The sequence below is a fragment of the Chryseobacterium sp. MEBOG07 genome, assembly GCF_021869745.1.
GTDB lineage: Bacteria > Bacteroidota > Bacteroidia > Flavobacteriales > Weeksellaceae > Chryseobacterium > Chryseobacterium viscerum.
The window spans coordinates 1,915,441-1,933,046 of record NZ_CP084579.1; the positions used below are offsets into that span (position 1 = coordinate 1,915,441).

The 17,606-nt window shown below is 37.5% G+C and carries 12 protein-coding genes; 7 read left to right on the forward strand and 5 right to left on the reverse strand.

The genetic code is table 11. The features are described 5' to 3' along the window. The first annotated feature begins 2 nt into the window (after positions 1-2). The 4 genes from LF886_RS08750 (at position 3) to LF886_RS08765 (ending at position 7,679) form a co-directional block, all read left to right on the forward strand. The gene (locus LF886_RS08750; protein WP_236853747.1) at positions 3-3,143 is read left to right on the forward strand and encodes an efflux RND transporter permease subunit; all 3,141 of its coding nucleotides are present in this window, start codon (positions 3-5) and stop codon (positions 3,141-3,143) included. 18 nt (positions 3,144-3,161) lie between these two features. After that, positions 3,162-4,574: an efflux transporter outer membrane subunit gene (locus LF886_RS08755; RefSeq protein WP_236853748.1), complete on the forward strand. Its 1,413-nt coding sequence runs from the start codon at positions 3,162-3,164 to the stop codon at positions 4,572-4,574. Between the two features lie 59 nt (positions 4,575-4,633). Then, complete coding sequence (locus LF886_RS08760) at positions 4,634-5,185, forward strand: DUF2652 domain-containing protein (protein WP_124533389.1); 552 nt, start codon at positions 4,634-4,636, stop codon at positions 5,183-5,185. Positions 5,186-5,489: 304 nt separating this feature from the next. Continuing rightward, positions 5,490-7,679, forward strand: coding sequence for a TonB-dependent receptor domain-containing protein (locus tag LF886_RS08765; RefSeq protein ID WP_236853749.1), 2,190 nt, complete (start codon positions 5,490-5,492; stop codon positions 7,677-7,679). 699 nt (positions 7,680-8,378) lie between these two features. Here LF886_RS08765 and LF886_RS08770 read toward each other — a convergent pair. The 5 genes from LF886_RS08770 to LF886_RS08790 form a co-directional block, all read right to left on the reverse strand. Next, complete coding sequence (locus tag LF886_RS08770; RefSeq protein ID WP_410685628.1) at positions 8,379-10,589, reverse strand: glycoside hydrolase family 3 C-terminal domain-containing protein; 2,211 nt, start codon at positions 10,587-10,589, stop codon at positions 8,379-8,381. Between the two features lie 301 nt (positions 10,590-10,890). Continuing rightward, positions 10,891-11,700, reverse strand: a complete 810-nt coding sequence (gene metQ, locus LF886_RS08775; RefSeq protein WP_236853751.1) for a methionine ABC transporter substrate-binding lipoprotein MetQ — start codon at positions 11,698-11,700, stop codon at positions 10,891-10,893. Positions 11,701-11,809: 109 nt separating this feature from the next. Further along, the gene (gene metI, locus LF886_RS08780; RefSeq protein ID WP_103234640.1) at positions 11,810-12,466 is read right to left on the reverse strand and encodes a methionine ABC transporter permease MetI; all 657 of its coding nucleotides are present in this window, start codon (positions 12,464-12,466) and stop codon (positions 11,810-11,812) included. Continuing rightward, complete coding sequence (locus tag LF886_RS08785) at positions 12,459-13,487, reverse strand: methionine ABC transporter ATP-binding protein (protein WP_236853752.1); 1,029 nt, start codon at positions 13,485-13,487, stop codon at positions 12,459-12,461. The genes metI and LF886_RS08785 overlap by 8 nt, the downstream gene beginning before the upstream one ends. An 18-nt stretch (positions 13,488-13,505) precedes the next feature. Next, positions 13,506-14,501 carry an EamA family transporter gene (locus LF886_RS08790; protein WP_109738001.1) on the reverse strand — a complete coding sequence of 332 codons (996 nt, stop codon included), beginning with the start codon at positions 14,499-14,501 and terminating at the stop codon, positions 13,506-13,508. Between the two features lie 838 nt (positions 14,502-15,339). Here LF886_RS08790 and LF886_RS08795 point away from each other — a divergent pair. The 3 genes from LF886_RS08795 to LF886_RS08805 all read left to right on the forward strand — a co-directional run bounded on the left by LF886_RS08795 (position 15,340) and on the right by LF886_RS08805 (position 17,366). Beyond that, complete coding sequence (locus LF886_RS08795) at positions 15,340-15,636, forward strand: GNAT family N-acetyltransferase (RefSeq protein ID WP_236853753.1); 297 nt, start codon at positions 15,340-15,342, stop codon at positions 15,634-15,636. A 150-nt stretch (positions 15,637-15,786) separates the two neighbouring features. Next, positions 15,787-16,740 carry a VOC family protein gene (locus tag LF886_RS08800; RefSeq protein ID WP_236853754.1) on the forward strand — a complete coding sequence of 318 codons (954 nt, stop codon included), beginning with the start codon at positions 15,787-15,789 and terminating at the stop codon, positions 16,738-16,740. A gap of 5 nt (positions 16,741-16,745) precedes the next feature. Further along, complete coding sequence (locus LF886_RS08805) at positions 16,746-17,366, forward strand: alpha/beta hydrolase (RefSeq protein ID WP_236853755.1); 621 nt, start codon at positions 16,746-16,748, stop codon at positions 17,364-17,366. Positions 17,367-17,606 lie beyond the last annotated feature (240 nt).

Here is a 17,606-nt window from a genome sequence, read left to right on the forward strand (position 1 = left end):
TCATGTTAAAGAAAATTATAAAAAGACCCGTACTGGCAACGGTAATTTCCGTATTGCTTGTTATTCTGGGGATTGTAGGTATGGTGAGTCTTCCGATTACCAAATTTCCGGACATTGCGCCTCCTACCGTTATGGTAACGGCTGCTTATCCGGGAGCCAATGCTGAAACGATTGCGAGATCGGTAGCACCACCGTTGGAAAACGCTATCAATGGAGTGGAAAATATGGACTATATTACTTCTACAGCGAGTAATGACGGGACACTGAGCATTACTGTTATTTTTAAACTGGGAACAGATCCAGATCAGGCGGCAATCAACGTTCAGAACAGAGTGGCACAGGTAACCAATCAGCTTCCTGCAGAAGTTATCCAGGCGGGAATCACCACCGTGAAAAGACAGAACAGTATGATTGCGATGGTTTCCCTGACCAGTAAAGATGGTTCCATGAATGATCTTTTCCTTGAAAACTATGCCAAGATCAATATCGTACCGGAGCTGAAAAGGGTAAAAGGAGTAGGAGATGCGATGGTATATGGAAATAAAGATTACTCGATGCGTATCTGGCTGGATCCAAATAAACTAACCTCGTACAACCTTACACCATCCGATGTTTCCCGGGCTATTCAGACCCAAAACCTGGAAGCAGCACCCGGAAGATTAGGAGAAAGAAGTAAAGAAGTAATGGAATATGTACTTCGTTATAAAGGAAAATTTACAGAGCCTGAACAGTATGAAAATATCACCATAAAAGCATTGAATGATGGTTCTGTTTTAAAATTAAAAGACATTGCCAAAGTAGAATTTGGGGCTTACAGCTACACGGTTTCTTCCAATTATAATAAAAAAGCTTCCGTAACGATGGCAATCTTCCAGATGGCGGGGTCTAATGCCAATGAAGTGCAGATCGCTCTTCAGGAAAGAATGAAAGAGCTGGAAAAATCCTTCCCTGCAGGAATGAATTATGAAATTCCTTATGCTACAAAAGATGCACTGGATCAGTCTATAGAACAGGTGATTCATACATTGATAGAAGCATTTATTTTGGTGTTCATCGTAGTGTATATTTTCCTTCAGGATTTCCGCTCAACATTGATTCCGGCTATTGCAGTTCCGGTATCTATTATAGGAACGTTCTTCTTTATGAAAGTGTTCGGATTTTCTATTAATATACTGACATTGTTTGCTTTGGTATTAGCCATTGGGATTGTGGTGGATGACGCAATTGTAGTCGTAGAGGCGGTTCACGCCAAAATGGAACATAAAAAACTGAATCCGAGAGCTGCTACCATGTCAGCAATGAGTGAGATCACAGGAGCCATTGTTTCCATTACATTGATTATGTCTGCGGTATTCGTTCCGGTAGCTTTTATGAGTGGTTCTACGGGATTGTTCTATCAACAGTTTGCATTGACACTGGCGATCGCGATTGTGATTTCAGCAGTAAATGCATTGACGCTGAGCCCGGCTTTATGTGCTTTATTCTTAAAACAACACCATCCGGGAACGCATGAAAAAATGAATTTCAAAGACCGTTTCTTTGCAGGATTCAATGCTGGTTTCAATAAACTGACGTTCCGTTATGGTAAAGCTGTTTTATTCCTGTTAAAAAGAAAATGGGTCGCTTTGATCATGATTGTGGCTTTTGGTGGATTGTTTGCGTGGATGTCTATGACAACACCTAAAGGATTTATTCCTGATGAAGACCAGAGTTTCATCATTGTAACGGCTAATCTTGCTCCGGGAGCATCAAAGGACAGAACCTCTAAAGTAGTTTCTGATACAGAAGATTTGTTGATGAAAAATCCTGCTGTAGATAAAGTGATTTCAGTAGACGGATTGAACTTATTCAGTGGTTCTATGTCATCTTCAGCCGCTTCTATTTTCGTTAAATTGAAAAAAGGAGGCGAGAGAGGAGCTGTTAATAACATCAATGAAATTATCGGGCAGACACAGGGGGTGCTTTCTCAGGATAAAAGAGCTAATTTTCTGGTGATCAATACCCCAACGGTAGATGGTTTCGGAAATACGAGTGGGATGGAGCTGGTGCTTCAGGACCGTACCAACGGAGAACTACAGAATTTAGGAAATATCTCCTATGGAATGATGGGGGCTTTGATGCAGAGACCGGAAGTTGCGGTAGCATTTACCACTTTTGATGTTACGTATCCGCAGTTTGAAGTGCTTGTAGATGAGGTGAAGTCTGCCCAGCTGGGAGTAAACGTTTCTGATGTACTGGGAGTGATGCAGGGGTATTACGGAAGTATTCAGGCTTCGGATTTCAACAGGTTCGGGAAATATTACAGAGTATTGGTACAATCTACTCCGGAAACAAGACAGGACAAAGAATCTCTGAACGGAATTTTCGTTAAAAATAATTTAGGACAAATGGTTCCTATCAATACATTGGTAAGCCTGAAGCAGGTGACAGGAGCTGAAGTGGTAGACCGTTTCAATCTTTTCAACTCATCCAACTTAACGGTAATGGCAGCTCCGGGATACAGTACGGGGCAGGCAATGGCGGCTGTTGAAGAAGTGAGTAAGCAGGTACTTCCTCCGGGATATACTTACGACTATAAAGGGATGAGCCGTGAAGAAGCAGGTTCAAGTTCACAATCAGTCATGATTTTTGGATTATGTATTGTGTTTGTATTCTTCCTTTTATCTGCACAGTATGAAAGTTATATTCTTCCCTTGGCGGTATTGATTGCAATTCCGGTGGGACTTTCAGGAGTTTTTGTTGGGATAACATTCGCAGAATTGTCTAATAATATTTATGTTCAGATTGCTTTGGTAATGCTGATCGGGCTTTTGGCGAAGAATGGTATCCTGATCGTAGAATTTGCGATTCAGAGACGCAGAGCTGGTAAGAGTCTTATTGCTTCTGCTGTGGAAGGTGCTAAAGCCCGTCTGCGCCCTATTCTGATGACTTCCCTGGCATTTATAACAGGATTGATTCCTTTGTTATCCGTAGTAGGACCTTCGGCGATGGGTAACCATTCTATCGGATATGCAGCAATTTCAGGGATGCTTTTCGGAACGATCTTAGGAATTTTTGTGGTTCCGGTTCTTTTCGTGGTATTCCAGGCTTTGCATGAGAGAATCAACGGAAGAGTAGTAACCGATGCAGATTGGGAATATTAATTCAAATGATTTTAAAAAATGAAAATTAAAAATATAGCATATATCGCATTGATTTCAGGGACCGCAATTTCCTGTAAAGTTCAGAAATATGAGCAGCCTGAAGTGAAAATGCCAGAAGCCTTTAGAAGTGACAGCATTGTTGCAGGACAAGATGAAAATATTGCTAAAATCAGCTATAAAGACTTTTTCAAAGATCCTGTTTTGGTAGGATTGATTGATAAAGCGATTGTACAGAATAATGATCTTCAGGTAGCTTTAAAACAGATCGAATTTGCATCATTAGCCTATACCCAAAGTAAGTGGGCTAATATTCCAACGATCAGTGCTTCTGCCAATGCTAATATCAACCGTCCTTCAGACAACAGTATGAACGGAATGATGGCCGGACAGTTCATGGGAAAAAGGTATATGGAAGATTATACAACCTCCCTTAGTTTTTCCTGGGAAGCAGATATTTGGGGTAAGATTAAAGGGAGAAAGGAACAGGCTTTAACAGAATATCTTAAAACACAGGAAGCCGCAAAAGCGGTGAAAACACAAGTGGTGTCTGCAGTTGTACAAGGATATTATAACCTGTTGATGCTGGATACTCAATTGGAAATTACAAAATCCAATCTTGTGTATGCAGATAATACGCTGAAGTTTCTGACCAAACAACAGGAACTTGGGCTGGTAACGGCTTTGGCTGTACAGCAGCAGGAAATTGTGAAAGATCAGATTCTGAAATCAATTCCAGCCATTGAAAGTTCTGTGGCAACCCAGGAAAATGCTTTGAGCCTGCTCACCGGTTCAATGCCCGGAAAAATTGAAAGAAGTGCAAGCCTGAATAATGTGCAGTCTCCGGATCGTATTGCAGCAGGAATTCCTTCAGAATTATTGAGTTACAGACCAGACATTAAAACCGCAGAACTTGAGGTAAGAAAAAGTGCAGCAGCAATCCATGTGGCGAAAATGAGTATGTATCCTTCACTGAATATTACAGCGCAGGGCGGCGTAAATGCTTTCCAGATCAGTAAGTGGTTCAGTGTTCCGGGTTCACTGTTTGGGATGATAGCGGGAGCTGTCGCACAGCCTATTTTGAATGGAAAACAGCTGAAGACACAGTATGAGCAGTCTAAAGTATTGGCAGATCAGGCAGAAATTAACTTTAAACAGTCTGTTTTGAAAGCAGTAGGAGAAGTTTCTGATGCGCTGGTTCAGATCCAAAAGCTGGAAGAACAGCAGAAAATTGCGGAAAGACTGGCATTGAAATCCGGGGAAGCAGTGAAGAAAGCTGATCTGTTATTTAAATATAATTCAGCGACTTATGTAGAGGTAATCATGGCTCAAACGAATAAGCTTCAGGCAGAATTGGATTTGGCATCTTTGAAAACCCAGAGACTGAATGCAATAACATCTCTCTACCGTTCTGTAGGAGGCGGATGGCAATAAAGTAAAATTGAATCTGCTTCGTCTCTAATGATGAAGCAGATTTTTAATCCATTATCACTATGAAAACAAATATACAAGAGGGGATCATTCTTATTCCGGATTTCAGCGGATTTACAGAATTTGTGTTCAATACAAAGTTGTACACAGGCGAGTATATTGTAAGACAATTATTGTCTACACTGATTGATGTGAATGATCAGTATTTTGAAATTTCCGAGATTGAGGGCGATGCCATTTTATTTTACCGTTATGATGAAAATCCATCATACCAAAGTATTTCCGGGATGCTTTGGAAAATGAGAAGTGCCTTCAACAGAAAGATAGAGGAGCTGAGTAAGAGTCTAAGCACAAAAATTGATCTTGGACTTAAGTTTATTGTTCATTATGGATCATTTTCACAATACAATATTGGAAACTTCAGAAAATTATATGGGAAAACCATTGTGGAGGCCCATCAGCTTTTGAAAAACGGAGTGGCAGAGCAGCCTTCTTACGCTCTTTTCAGTAATTCTTTCCTTGAAAACAGCAAGAATCAGGCGTCTGATTTTAATAAGGATCCACTTCTTCTGCCGGAAGTAGGCGTTATCCATTATTTTGAAAATTTAAACTAGCATATATTTTTTAATATTATTCCTTGTAAATTTGCTATTGCTAGCGGCCCGGGTGAGATCCGGGCTTTTTTATTGATTATTTTTAAATAAGTCTCCATTGAAGATAAATGGTTTTTTTAAGAATATTTATTACGAAAGTGATTTTTATTAAGTTGATTTGTTGAATAATTTTTACTTTTTTTAATTTATGTTTAAATGTGATCTTGGTATCTTACTGGGGATTAGATATTTATTTTATTTTTTTACTTTTTGATGTAACGTTTATAGGGAGATAGTGGTCTTATAATAAAAACTATAATTTCACATGAAAGTTATCTTATTTCCAATAGCCATATTAGCAGGTTCATTAGCAATGGCTCAGCAAGCTCCGGCTCCTGCTGCCAAGGATACTGTAAAAGGAAATACAAAAGAAATAGAAGCTGTTGCTCTGGTTGCCAGAAAGCCGACAGTAGAATCTAAAGTAGACAGAACTGTATTCAATGTAGCGAATAGTGCAATTCTGGCAGGAAATACAACGTGGGATGTCCTTAGAATGACTCCTTTGGTAAGTATTAATAATAATGATGATGTAAAAGCCGAAGGACAGGCAGTTACAGTATATATCAATGACAGAAAATCTATTTTTACAGGAAAGGAGTTAAAAGAATATCTTAAAACAATTCCAGCTGATAACCTGATGAAAATAGAAGTCATCACCAGTCCTTCTTCACGGTATGAAACATCAGGGTCTGTTATCAATATTGTCCTGAAAAAAAGGGATGATGAAGGAATGAAAGGAAGTATTTCCCTTAACAACAGACAGAGTACCAAAAACTCACAATACGCAAATTTTAACCTGAATTACCATAAGAAAAAATTTACTCAAACCTTTATAGGAGGGTACAACAGCGGGAATTACGTGCAAAAGACTCAGACTTGGGATAACCGCTTTGAAAACAATAAGCTTACCCAATTCAATCTGGAAAATGTAATGAGAAATGAGAGTCCTTCTCTTTCCTCTACTTCAGAATTTGCAATCAATGATAAAAATAATATCGGACTTGTGCTGGAGTATTCACAGAACAGAAATTTATCTTTGTCAGAATCTGACGGGATGACTTCTTCTAATGATGGCCCCGGTGATTCTTTTCACCAGACTCAAAACACATGGGGATTCAGCCGTAATTTGGGAACTAATGCCTTCTACAAATACTATGATAAAGAGAAAAATAGAATTTTAGATGTTAATTTAGGGACCAATTATTCCAGTAATAACAATGATAATTTAATTGATAAAGAAGCCATTGATAAATTTGGAGGGAAAAAATCTCAGCAATTGGGATTTGTCCGCATGAATCAGATGCGTAATTATTACCTGAAAATAGATTATACACAACCTTTAGGCAAATCAGGAGGTACCATTGAAGTGGGAGGTAAGACTGAAATTAACAATCACACGATTCCCAATAATCTCTATGGATTCAGCATGAATGATCCTCAATCAGAATATTTTGATCTTTCTAAAAATGACAGATTCCATTATGAGGATAATCTGAGCTCTGTATATGCCAATTATAGCAAAACATTCTTCAAGAAACTGGAAACAAGAATCGGAGTTCGTTACGAATATATTGATTATAAAGTAAGACAGGATGTAGCAGGTACTGAGAGAAGGGATTCATATGGAACTTTTCTTCCCAATCTATTGCTGAAATATAGTTTTTCAGACAATTATGATTTGAGTCTTACCTATAACAGAAGTATATGGAGACCATGGTATTCGGAATTTAATCCATTCCTGATGCCTGAAATTAACGGAACGTATTCCAGAGGAAATCTTTATTTGAATCCTAACCCTAATGACCGTCTTTATATGAAGTTCGGGATTATGAAAAAGTACTTTATTTCTGCAAGGTATATGCATACCAACCAGGATTATTGGACTAGTTATGTGACGGAAAATGGAAGAACGGTTTCATTACCAGGGAACTTCGATGGAAAGGTGGAAAAATATTATCTTTTTGCGAATACCAATCAGAACTTCCTGAAAAATAAGCTGAATGTGAACGCCGGATTTGGATGGTACTATATTAACAACAAAGATTTTAACGAGAAAAATAAGCTGGGAGCTAAGGATTATATCAGCTATTGGGGAGCTTCCGCGAATGTATCTTACACGAATCTTTTCAATAAAAACATTAATCTAAGTGCCTGGGTGGAACTTGCCAATGAAAATAATGGAAATTCATATGCCAATAATACCAATGTTTTCCATAATATTTCAGTGACCAAAGTATTCCCAAAAACCCAAATGGAACTGAGCATGCAGCTGATGAATATTTTTAAAAGACCTTACGGCGATAATACAACTTACGGCCAGGACGGAACTTTTAGAGAGTATTCAAAATGGGACTGGTACGGTGTTTCTCTTACTTTTGTAAAACGTTTCGGAAACCAGAAGGTAAAAGAAAATACAAAGACCGATGTAGAGAAAAATGCTGGCGGAGGAAAATAATTCAAGATTTGTTAGATATAATACAAGCAGGTTCCAATTTGGAATCTGCTTTTTTAAACCTTTATGCTTAATAGTCTTTCGCAGATCTCAAAAATCAGTGTAGTCTCTGTGATCTGTGGGAGAATAATAATTTAGATAGTAACGCAAAGTTTTATCTGAATTTCTTATTATTTTAAGGTGGCAAAGCAGGAATCAATGAAATTGATTCTTTCCAAGCGTACATATAATCACAAAGCTTCTTAAGCAACAAAGTTGGTTTCTTTGCTCTCTTAAAAATGTGATGTTTTTTCTTTTAAACTTTGCGTTAAAAAAATATCTCTCGCAGATTATGCAAATTAAGCAGATCTCAAAAATCTGTGTAATTTCGTTGATCCTCGAGAAGCTATCCACACACACACAGAAATTCTTAAACCATTAAGAATATATTAAGCTATTAAGAGTATGAAGAGAATATCTAAGATATTCATTAAACACACTGCTTCATTCAAATTTATTTGAACCTTAACGTTCCTTAAAAACTTAAGCCTTCTTAATGGTTTAAAAAAAGCTCACGCAGATTTAACAAATTAAGTAGACCTCAAAAATCTATGTAATCTGTGGGAGAAATAGAAAAACAGACTCCAATTTGGAATCTGTTTAGCATTCTATCAAATAATTATAAATAGTAGAGTTTTGCACTCTTAACTTTCGGTTTTTTGTTTATTTAAGGGTAAACTTCACTTTCGTTTTAATGGCATCAGAAGAATTTCCAATCAATGCTTCAAAATCTCCCGGTTCAGCTACCCAATCGTGTTTACCGGCATCGAAATAACTTAAAGCTGTTTTATCGATGGTGAAAGTGACTTCTTTCTGTTCTCCAGGATTTAAATATACTTTTTCAAAGCCTTTCAGTTCTTTTGCAGGGCGCGGAACGGATGATTTTAAATCACTGATATAAAGTTGAGCAACCTCAGCCCCAGCTTTTTTACCTGTATTTTTTACGGTTACTGTGAATGTAATTTTCCCATCCTGTGAAATGGTTGTTTGATCCGCTTTTGCTTTCCCGAATTCAAAAGTGGTATAGCTCAGTCCATGTCCGAAGCTGAATAGAGGCTTTATATTTTTGGTATCATGCCAGCGATATCCTACAAAAACACCTTCGTTGTAAGTAATATTGATAGGGTTTTTCTGATCTTTTCCTTTTCCTGCAGCCAACTCATCCTTTTGTCCCGGGTACTCTCCCAACTGATGTGCTGAGTTATCCTCAAGCTTTACCGGGAATGTAAATGGAAGTTTTCCTGAAGGGTTTGCATCACCTGCCAGAACGGAAGCGATGGAATTTCCAGCTTCAGAACCCAGATACCATGATTGTAAAACAGTTGGAACTTCTTTAATCCAAGGCATTGCCACAGCATTTCCAGAAACCAGTACAACTGCCAGGTTTTTATTGGCTTTTGCCAGAGCAGAAATCACGTGATCCTGATTGTAAGGAAGTCCATAGCTTTTTCTATCGTTTCCTTCACTGTCCTGGAAGTCTGCTTTATTCAACCCTCCTACGAAAATCACATAATCTGATTTTTTTGCTAATTCTACAGCTTCATTCAGCAGCTCAGCTTCAGAACGGGTATCTTTTAAATCCTGTCCGGATTTTACTCCGTTATATTCACCTCCGATATCTCCTACATAACCTCTCGCATACTGTACATCAGCTTGTTTTCCAAATCTGGACTTGATACCGTCCAAAGGAAGCGTTTCATATTTTACTTTTAATGATGAAGAACCTCCACCAACAGTCATGATCTTAATAGCATTTTCACCAATAACGGCGATTTTTTTAGCCTTACTAATATCAATTGGAAGAACATTCCCCTGGTTTTTTAATAGAACAATCCCTTCTTCTCCAATTTCCTTTGCTACTGCTTTATGATCTTCAGAAGCAATATTTCCAAAAGGCTTGTTGCGGTTCATCGTTGTTTTATAGGCAAGACGAAGTAATCTTGTTACTTTATCATCCAGTTCTTTGGTATCTGCTTTTCCTGCTTTAATCAAATCAAGATAAGGTTTTGCCAGATAATAATTATCATAAGCATTTTTAGTTCCCGCAGAAAGTCCGTTGGTCCATGATCCGAATTCAAGATCAAGACCGTTATGAATGGCCTGTTCTGTATTGTTTACGGCACCCCAGTCAGAAACTACAACACCTTTATAATTCCATTCTTTCTTTAAAATATCATTTAAAAGATATTGATTCTGGCTGGCATATTGACCTTTGTACATGTCATAAGCTCCCATAATCGTCCATGAATCACCTTCTGTTACCGCTGCTTTAAAAGGCGGAAGGTAGATTTCATAAAGCGTTCTGTCATCCACATTCACATTGCTGGTATGACGGAACATTTCCTGGTTATTCAGGGCAAAATGCTTCACGGAAGTTGCTACACCATTAGATTGTACCCCTTTAATATAAGGGACCACCATTTTTGAAGTCAGATAAGGATCTTCCCCCATATATTCAAAGTTTCTTCCGTTCAGTGGAGTTCTGTAAATATTAACTCCAGGTCCCAGAAGAATATCTTTTTTTCTGTAACGTGCTTCTTCACCCAAAGCCTTACCATAGTTCCATGACATTTTTTTATTCCATGTTGCGGATAATGCAGTAAGAGCAGGGTAGGCGATAATAGAGTCATTGGTCCATCCGGCCTGATCCCATTCATCCCACATTACTTCAGGACGTACCCCGTGAGGACCATCAGTTGTCCAGAATTCCGGAATACCCAATCTTGGAACACCCGGCGAACTGAATTTCGACTGTGCATGAAGCATCGCCACTTTCTCCTCCAGTGTCATTCTGGACAAAGCATCCTGAATACGCTGTTCCACAGGTTTTGATTCATCTAAATAAATGGGTAGAGTAGTATTGGTCTGAGCCATATAAGAAGCAGAAATAAAGGTGAATAAACTTATAATGACGGTTTTCTTTAACATAATGCCTTTCTATTTGATTAAAAGCAAAAGTAAAGAAAATTTTTATTATCTCAAATTGAGAAAATAAAAAATTAGGATATAAAAAACTGCCTGCTTATTTGCAGACAGCTGATCTTAATATTTTTCTTGGTAAAGGTGAAAAAATTGAGGAGAAGCTCACAAGTGAAAAAGTAAAATCCGAATCTGGAAAATTCGTATCCCGAACCCCGAATTTCAAAACGCTCTCACTCTCAAACGCTCTCACTCATCAATCCCATCCCTTCACCGCTCCTCCTTTGAAGATTTCTTTCGCTTTCTTTTCTACTTCCGGAGACTCGTATGCTTTGACAAAATTTTTAACTTTCTGACTGTTCTTATTGTCCGGTCTGGCAACAATTACATTCACGTAAGGAGAATCTTTATCTTCCACTAAGATGCCCTGTTTTTCCTGATCTAAACCGGCCTGGGCAGCAAAATTATTATTGATGATCCCTACAACAACATCTCTGTCTTCTAAAACTCTTGGAATCTGAGCCCCTTCAATCTCCATAATTTTCAGCTCTTTTGGGTTTTCTGTTATATCTGTTACTTTTGGAAGAAGTCCGACATTCGCTTTTAATTTCAGCAGACCGCCCTTCTGAAGCAGAAGTAAAGATCGTCCTCCATTGGTAGGGTCATTGGGAATAACAACAGTGCTGCCGTCCTGCAATTCACTGATGTTTTTAATCTTTTTTGAATACGCTACAATAGGGTAGACAAATGTATTTCCTACAGGTACGAGATTATAGTTTCTCTGTTTTGACTGTTCAGTTAAATAAGGGATATGCTGAAAGGCATTGGCATCAATATCACCATTCGTCAAGGCTTCATTGGGAACTACATAATCATTAAAAGGAATAAGCTCCACTTCCAGATTATATTTCTCCTTCGCTACTTTTTTCGCTACTTCAGCAATTTCCTGTTCTGGTCCATAAGTAATTCCTACACGGATAAAATTCGGGTCATCTTTTCTCCCCGAACATGCACTAAAAAGAAATATTCCTGCAGCTAATAAACCAAAAATCTTTATTTTTTTCATTCTTTATTATATTTAAATGATATTGAGGAAGAAGTGTGAAAAGATGAATGAAGGCACTCTGATACACTCCAACTCTCCAACTCTCCAACCCTCGGACACTCCAACTCAACTACCTGTGATCAAACCTTTTTGACAATCTGTCTCCCATGAATTGGATGATGAAGACCAAAAGAACAAGCAGAATCAATACTGTATTCATAATAACAATATCATAACCGATATATCCGTACTGGTACCCAACCTGTCCAAGTCCTCCGGCACCTACAGCACCTCCCATCGCAGAATATCCTACAAGCGTGATCAAAGTAATCGTAGCATTGTTGATTAATGAAGGTAAAGCTTCAGGAAGTAATACTTTTCTGATAATTTGTAATGGAGAAGCACCCAGTGCTCTTGCAGTTTCAATAAGACCCTGAGGAACCTCAATGAGGCTGTTCTCAACAAGTCTTGCAATAAACGGAGCAGCTCCAACACTTAATGGAACCAGGGCAGCATTCACTCCAATAGAAGTTCCTGCTAAAATTCTGGTGAAAGGGATCATCCATACAATCAGAATAATAAAAGGGATCGCACGGAAAATATTAACCAAAATAGATAATCCTCTATGATAGAATGTATTTTCCAGAAGTTGTCCTTTTCTGGTTAAAAAAAGCATAATCCCAACCGGAAGACCTAACACAAATCCAAAAAATCCGGAGAGAAATGTCATATAAACTGTTTCCCAGGTTCCTTTTGCCAAAAGGGCAATTACCGTATCACTAAGCATATCCTTTTACTGTATTTTGAATTTTATTTTGGTTGAAATAATAGATCGCCTGTTGGTTTTCTTCTGTCTCACCTTGAAGATGCAGCAGAAGCTTACCAAAATTGGAATTTCCGAAATATTCTACGTCAGCCTTTAAAAGCTTGTAAGGGATTTTATATTGATTATACAGAGTTGAAAGAATTTGTTCAACACTAATGTTTTCGTTAAGTTCTATTTCGACCAGCGGAAATAAACCATCTTTTGGTTCTTTCTGCAGTCTGTTACTGAGTTCCTGTGGCAGGGTCATGATGTCTGAATTTATAAACTGGCGGATGATTGGATGTTCCCTATCCGAAATAATCTCGCTTAAAGTTCCTTTTGTTAATAATTTTCCTTTGTCGATCACTGCAACATGGTTACAGACCGATTTGATCACTTCCATTTCGTGGGTAATTAAAAGGATGGTAATTCCCAGTCTCTGATTGATGTCTTTTAAAAGCTGCAGAATAGATTGCGTTGTCGCAGGATCCAGTGCGCTGGTTGCTTCGTCACAAAGCAGAAGGTGAGGATCATTGGCCAAAGCCCTTGCAATCGCAACTCTCTGTTTTTGTCCTCCCGAAAGGCTTCTCGGATAATCATTGGCTTTTTCTTCAAGTCCTACGATTTTCAGAAGTTCATTCACTTTTCTGTTGATCTCATCCTTACTGGTATGATCCAGCTCCAATGGAAGAGCTATATTATCAAAAACAGTTCTCGAAGAAAGAAGGTTGAAATGCTGGAAGATCATTCCTATTTTTTTGCGTTCTTCAGCAAGCTGTTTGGAACCCAGTTTGGTAAAATCTTTTCCATTAATAATAATCTGTCCTTCATCCGGTCTTTCCAATAAATTGACCGTACGGATAAGGGTACTTTTTCCTGCACCCGAAAACCCGATAATTCCTACGATATCTCCTTTCTCTATAGTAAGACTCACCTTATCCAGTGCTTTAAATGACTGTTTTTTCTGGTGAAATGTCTTTGATATGTTTTTGATTTCTATCATTCTGATTTTATATACTGTTTAAATAGGCTGATAGCGTTTGCCTGTTCTATTTAAAAATCTCCTTACTCTTCTGATTTTGACCTTCGACCGTTTGGAAAGTTTGAAATACTTGGTCACATTCGTGAGAAGTACTCCCAGCAATATGATGAATAAACCATACAGCTGACCTCCATTGATACTTTGATGAGCAATAATCCAGCCAGCAATAACCGTTACAATAGGGTTGATGTAGGTATGGGTGCTTACCAAGGCGGCGGGCTTCACGGACAAGAGCCAAATGTACGACAAATAAGCGATTATTGATCCAAAGAAAATCAAAAACAGAACCCCAAACCATGCCGATAATGGAACCGCAGAAACCGAAAAACCAGTCCATTCTTTTCTTAAAAAAGCGATCAGAAAAGAGGCTAATCCCGCTACTATAAGCTGTTGCGCAATATTCATAAAAGTAGATTGTGAAGCCGGATTTTTCTTTGAATATAAAGAACCCAGTACCCATGCTATGGAACTTAATCCCAATACCACAAAAGCTGTAATACGAAGATTTCCGTCAGTGACTGCATGAGCGTTCGAGTTTACACTTCCTTTCAAAAAGAATACTAATCCTACAAATCCGAGTGCCAGTCCGATCGGAATAAATTTATCTGAAAAATAATATTTCCAGTTTTTTCTGTCGATGGCGATGAACCAGAACGGGCCGGTTGCAATAGAAATTGCCGCTTCAGAAGCCGTTACATATTGCTCGCCCCAGGCTACAAGCCCTGTTCCTCCGGTAAGGATAAGAATCCCGGTGATTGCATTTTTTTTCCAGTTGATCAGAGAATTTGCTTTTTCTCCTTTAGACAGAAGATATCCTATTATCAGAATTCCGGCAACCAGAAATCTTAATCCGGAAAGAATGAATGGCGGAAAACCTTTTAAGCCAAATGATATAGCTAAAAACGTAATTCCCCAAATCACATAGATGTTTGTAAACGCTAATGGAATCACCCATTTGTTTTTAGAATTGCTCATTTTTATGTTATTAATGTTGTTCGTTTTCAATAAAAAAAGGCCCTACACGTGGTAGGGCCTTAAAAAATATGTCATATAAAAGTAAGGTCAACCACAGTATTCTTGATGCATAGGCATACAAAAAGCCATCATCATATTTTTGATGGTATGTTTCTTAATTAAATTATTTTTGAATTCTGCCTTCATTTTATTTTATTTCCTGAATACGTTTGCAAATATATAATATAATTTCAATTAGTCCACTAAAAAAGTAGACTTTTTAAATATTAAATTATTGTTAATGGGTTAATGTATTTTAAATCAGTTAATTATAATCTTTATTTTTTATTTATTTAAAACGGTTTACGATATTTTCATATTTTTCATTCCAAATAATGCTCAAATTACATCATAATTGATGTTGTGAAAAACATAATATAAATTGAAAATTTTGAGAATTGTATAAAGGTGTATTTGCTATTTATGTAAGGGTATACTAAAAGATGTTTTGGGAAGCGGAGTTTTATATTTATTAAACTAGTTAAATGCATAGGATTTCTGTTCACTGTAATTTAGCATCAAAATTAAAAGACATGGACAATAGAATATTAGGTCTGCATCATATAGAAGAAGCACTTCCGAACTTATCATAGATCATCGGTCAGCTCTGATAAAGATGCTAATTTTGAATAAAGATTTAAATGTAAAGAATTAAAAGTACGCAAACTTATTTTAGGTAATTATAGCAGAGCGCTTCATCGAATCAAGTTGTTGATTCAAATCTTAGCCAACTTAAAATATACTTGATTATCATTAAGACTTTGCGTTTAAAAAAATACTATTTAATAAAAAAATAAAAATGGAAAGAACAGAAATAGTTTTAGAAGGAAGAAAAGGAGAAATCCAGCTTTTCTCAAACGATCATAAAGCAGGTAAAATGGATATTTCAGTCATTGGAAAAAAACTGACTGTATACCATACCGAAGTGAATCAGGAATATGAAGGGAAGGGCTTTGCCAAAATTTTATTGGAAAGACTGGTTTCCTATGCAAGAGAAAATGATTTGAAAATTGCACCATTGTGTCCATATGTTCACGCTCAGTTCAAACGCCATCTGGAAGAATATAATGATGTATGGTTGAAGGAAGGGATGTAGTGAGTTTGAGAGTCGCAGGGTGAGAGAGTTTCGAGGGACGAGTTTAGGGCTTCGAGTTACAAATCAAAAGTTTTTTGCGATTTTACCATTTTGCTGATGACCCTTTCATTTTCTTAGCCATCATAATAACCAATTAATAATTTCAACACAATGAAACTTATCACAGGACTGCATCATGTTACGGCAATTACCGGCAATGCACAGGAAAATATAGACTTTTATACTGGAGTTCTAGGACTTCGGTTAGTGAAAAAAACAGTCAATTTTGATTACTCGGATGTTTATCATTTTTATTTTGGGGACGAATATGGAACACCGGGCACGATTATGACTACTTTTCCGTATGGTAAAGACCTTATCAATGGAAGACATGGCAAAGGAATGCTCAATACCACCGCTTTTTCAGTTTCATTAGATGCCCTGGATTATTGGATGAGCCGTCTGGAACAGTTTAATATTCCTTTTAAACAGCCACAGCAAAGACTTTCTGATGAAGTTTTCATTTATCTTGAAGATTTTGACGGATTGGGACTTGAATTGGTTTTTAATGATAAAGACGAAAGAAAAGGATATTATAACGGCTATATTCCAAAAGATTATGCCATAAAAGGAATTCATCACGTGGAAATCTGGCAGGATGCTTATGAAAGAACAGCCGCTCTTCTGACGACTCAGATGGATCATAAAGTAATCAAAGAAAGCCCTGATAGATTAAGATTGGGAACAGACAATATGCCGGGGAAATATGTCGATCTGCTGTCTACTCCTAATGCATTGAAAGGATTAGCTGGAAGAGGTACCGTTCATCATGTGGCTTTTGCCACTCCCGATGCAGAATCTCAGCTTGAAATGGTAAAGAGATTAAATGCATATGGGCTGGAACATACCGAAGTGAAAGACAGAAAATATTTTACTTCCGTATATTTTAAAGAGCCGGGAGGCGTTTTGTTTGAAATTGCAACTTCCGGTCCCGGGTTCGATGTAGACGAAGAAGCAGCATTTTTAGGAGAAGATCTGATGTTGCCACTGCAGTTTGAAAAAAGAAGAGAACGTCTTATCGAAGTTCTTCCCAAAATCGATTATCCAACAGAAAAATTCAGATAGAAATAATGAGCCATATTTTAAATATAAAAACAGCAGGAATACCATTAAAGCAGGCAGAAAAAGCTTTGATAATGATTCATGGACGTGGAGGAAGTGCTCAGGATATTTTGAGTTTATCCCAACAACTGAATGTAAAAGAATATGCGTTATTAGCCCCACAGGCTTTGAATCATACCTGGTATCCTTTTTCATTTATAGCTCCGGTGGAACAAAACGAACCGTGGTTGTCATCAGCCCTTGAAATGGTTGAAGAAACAGTAAAAGCTGTTATCAATGCAGAAATTAAACCTGAAAATATATACTTTTTCGGATTTTCTCAGGGAGCCTGCCTTACGCTTGAATTTTTGGCCCGTAATGCTCAGAAATTCGGTGGAGCAGCTGCCATTATCGGTGGAGTAATAGGAGATAAGATCAATCGTGAAAATTACAAAGGAGACTTTGCCGGAACCCCTGTTTTTCTGGGAACCAGCAATCCTGATTTTCATGTTCCCATAGAAAGGGTATACGCTACAGCCAATATTTTGAGAGAAATGAATGCTGACGTAACCGAGAAAGTCTATGCCAATTTTGGACATTCTATCAATACGGAAGAAATTGAATTGGCCAACTCAATACTATTTAAATAGATAATGTAACCACAAAAGTCACAAAAGATAAGATAAGTTAATATTGAACTTTATATAATATTTTATCAGAATTTCTTAAACATTTTAAAATAAAAACTTTGTGACTTTTGTGGTTAACCTTTTTATAGTTGGGATTTAAAAATTCTTAAAACAAAGGCAGCGAACATTCAATAACGGTGGGCTTTAGCCCACCTAATAATATAAATCATTCAATTGGCTTTAGCCAAAACCTAAATAATC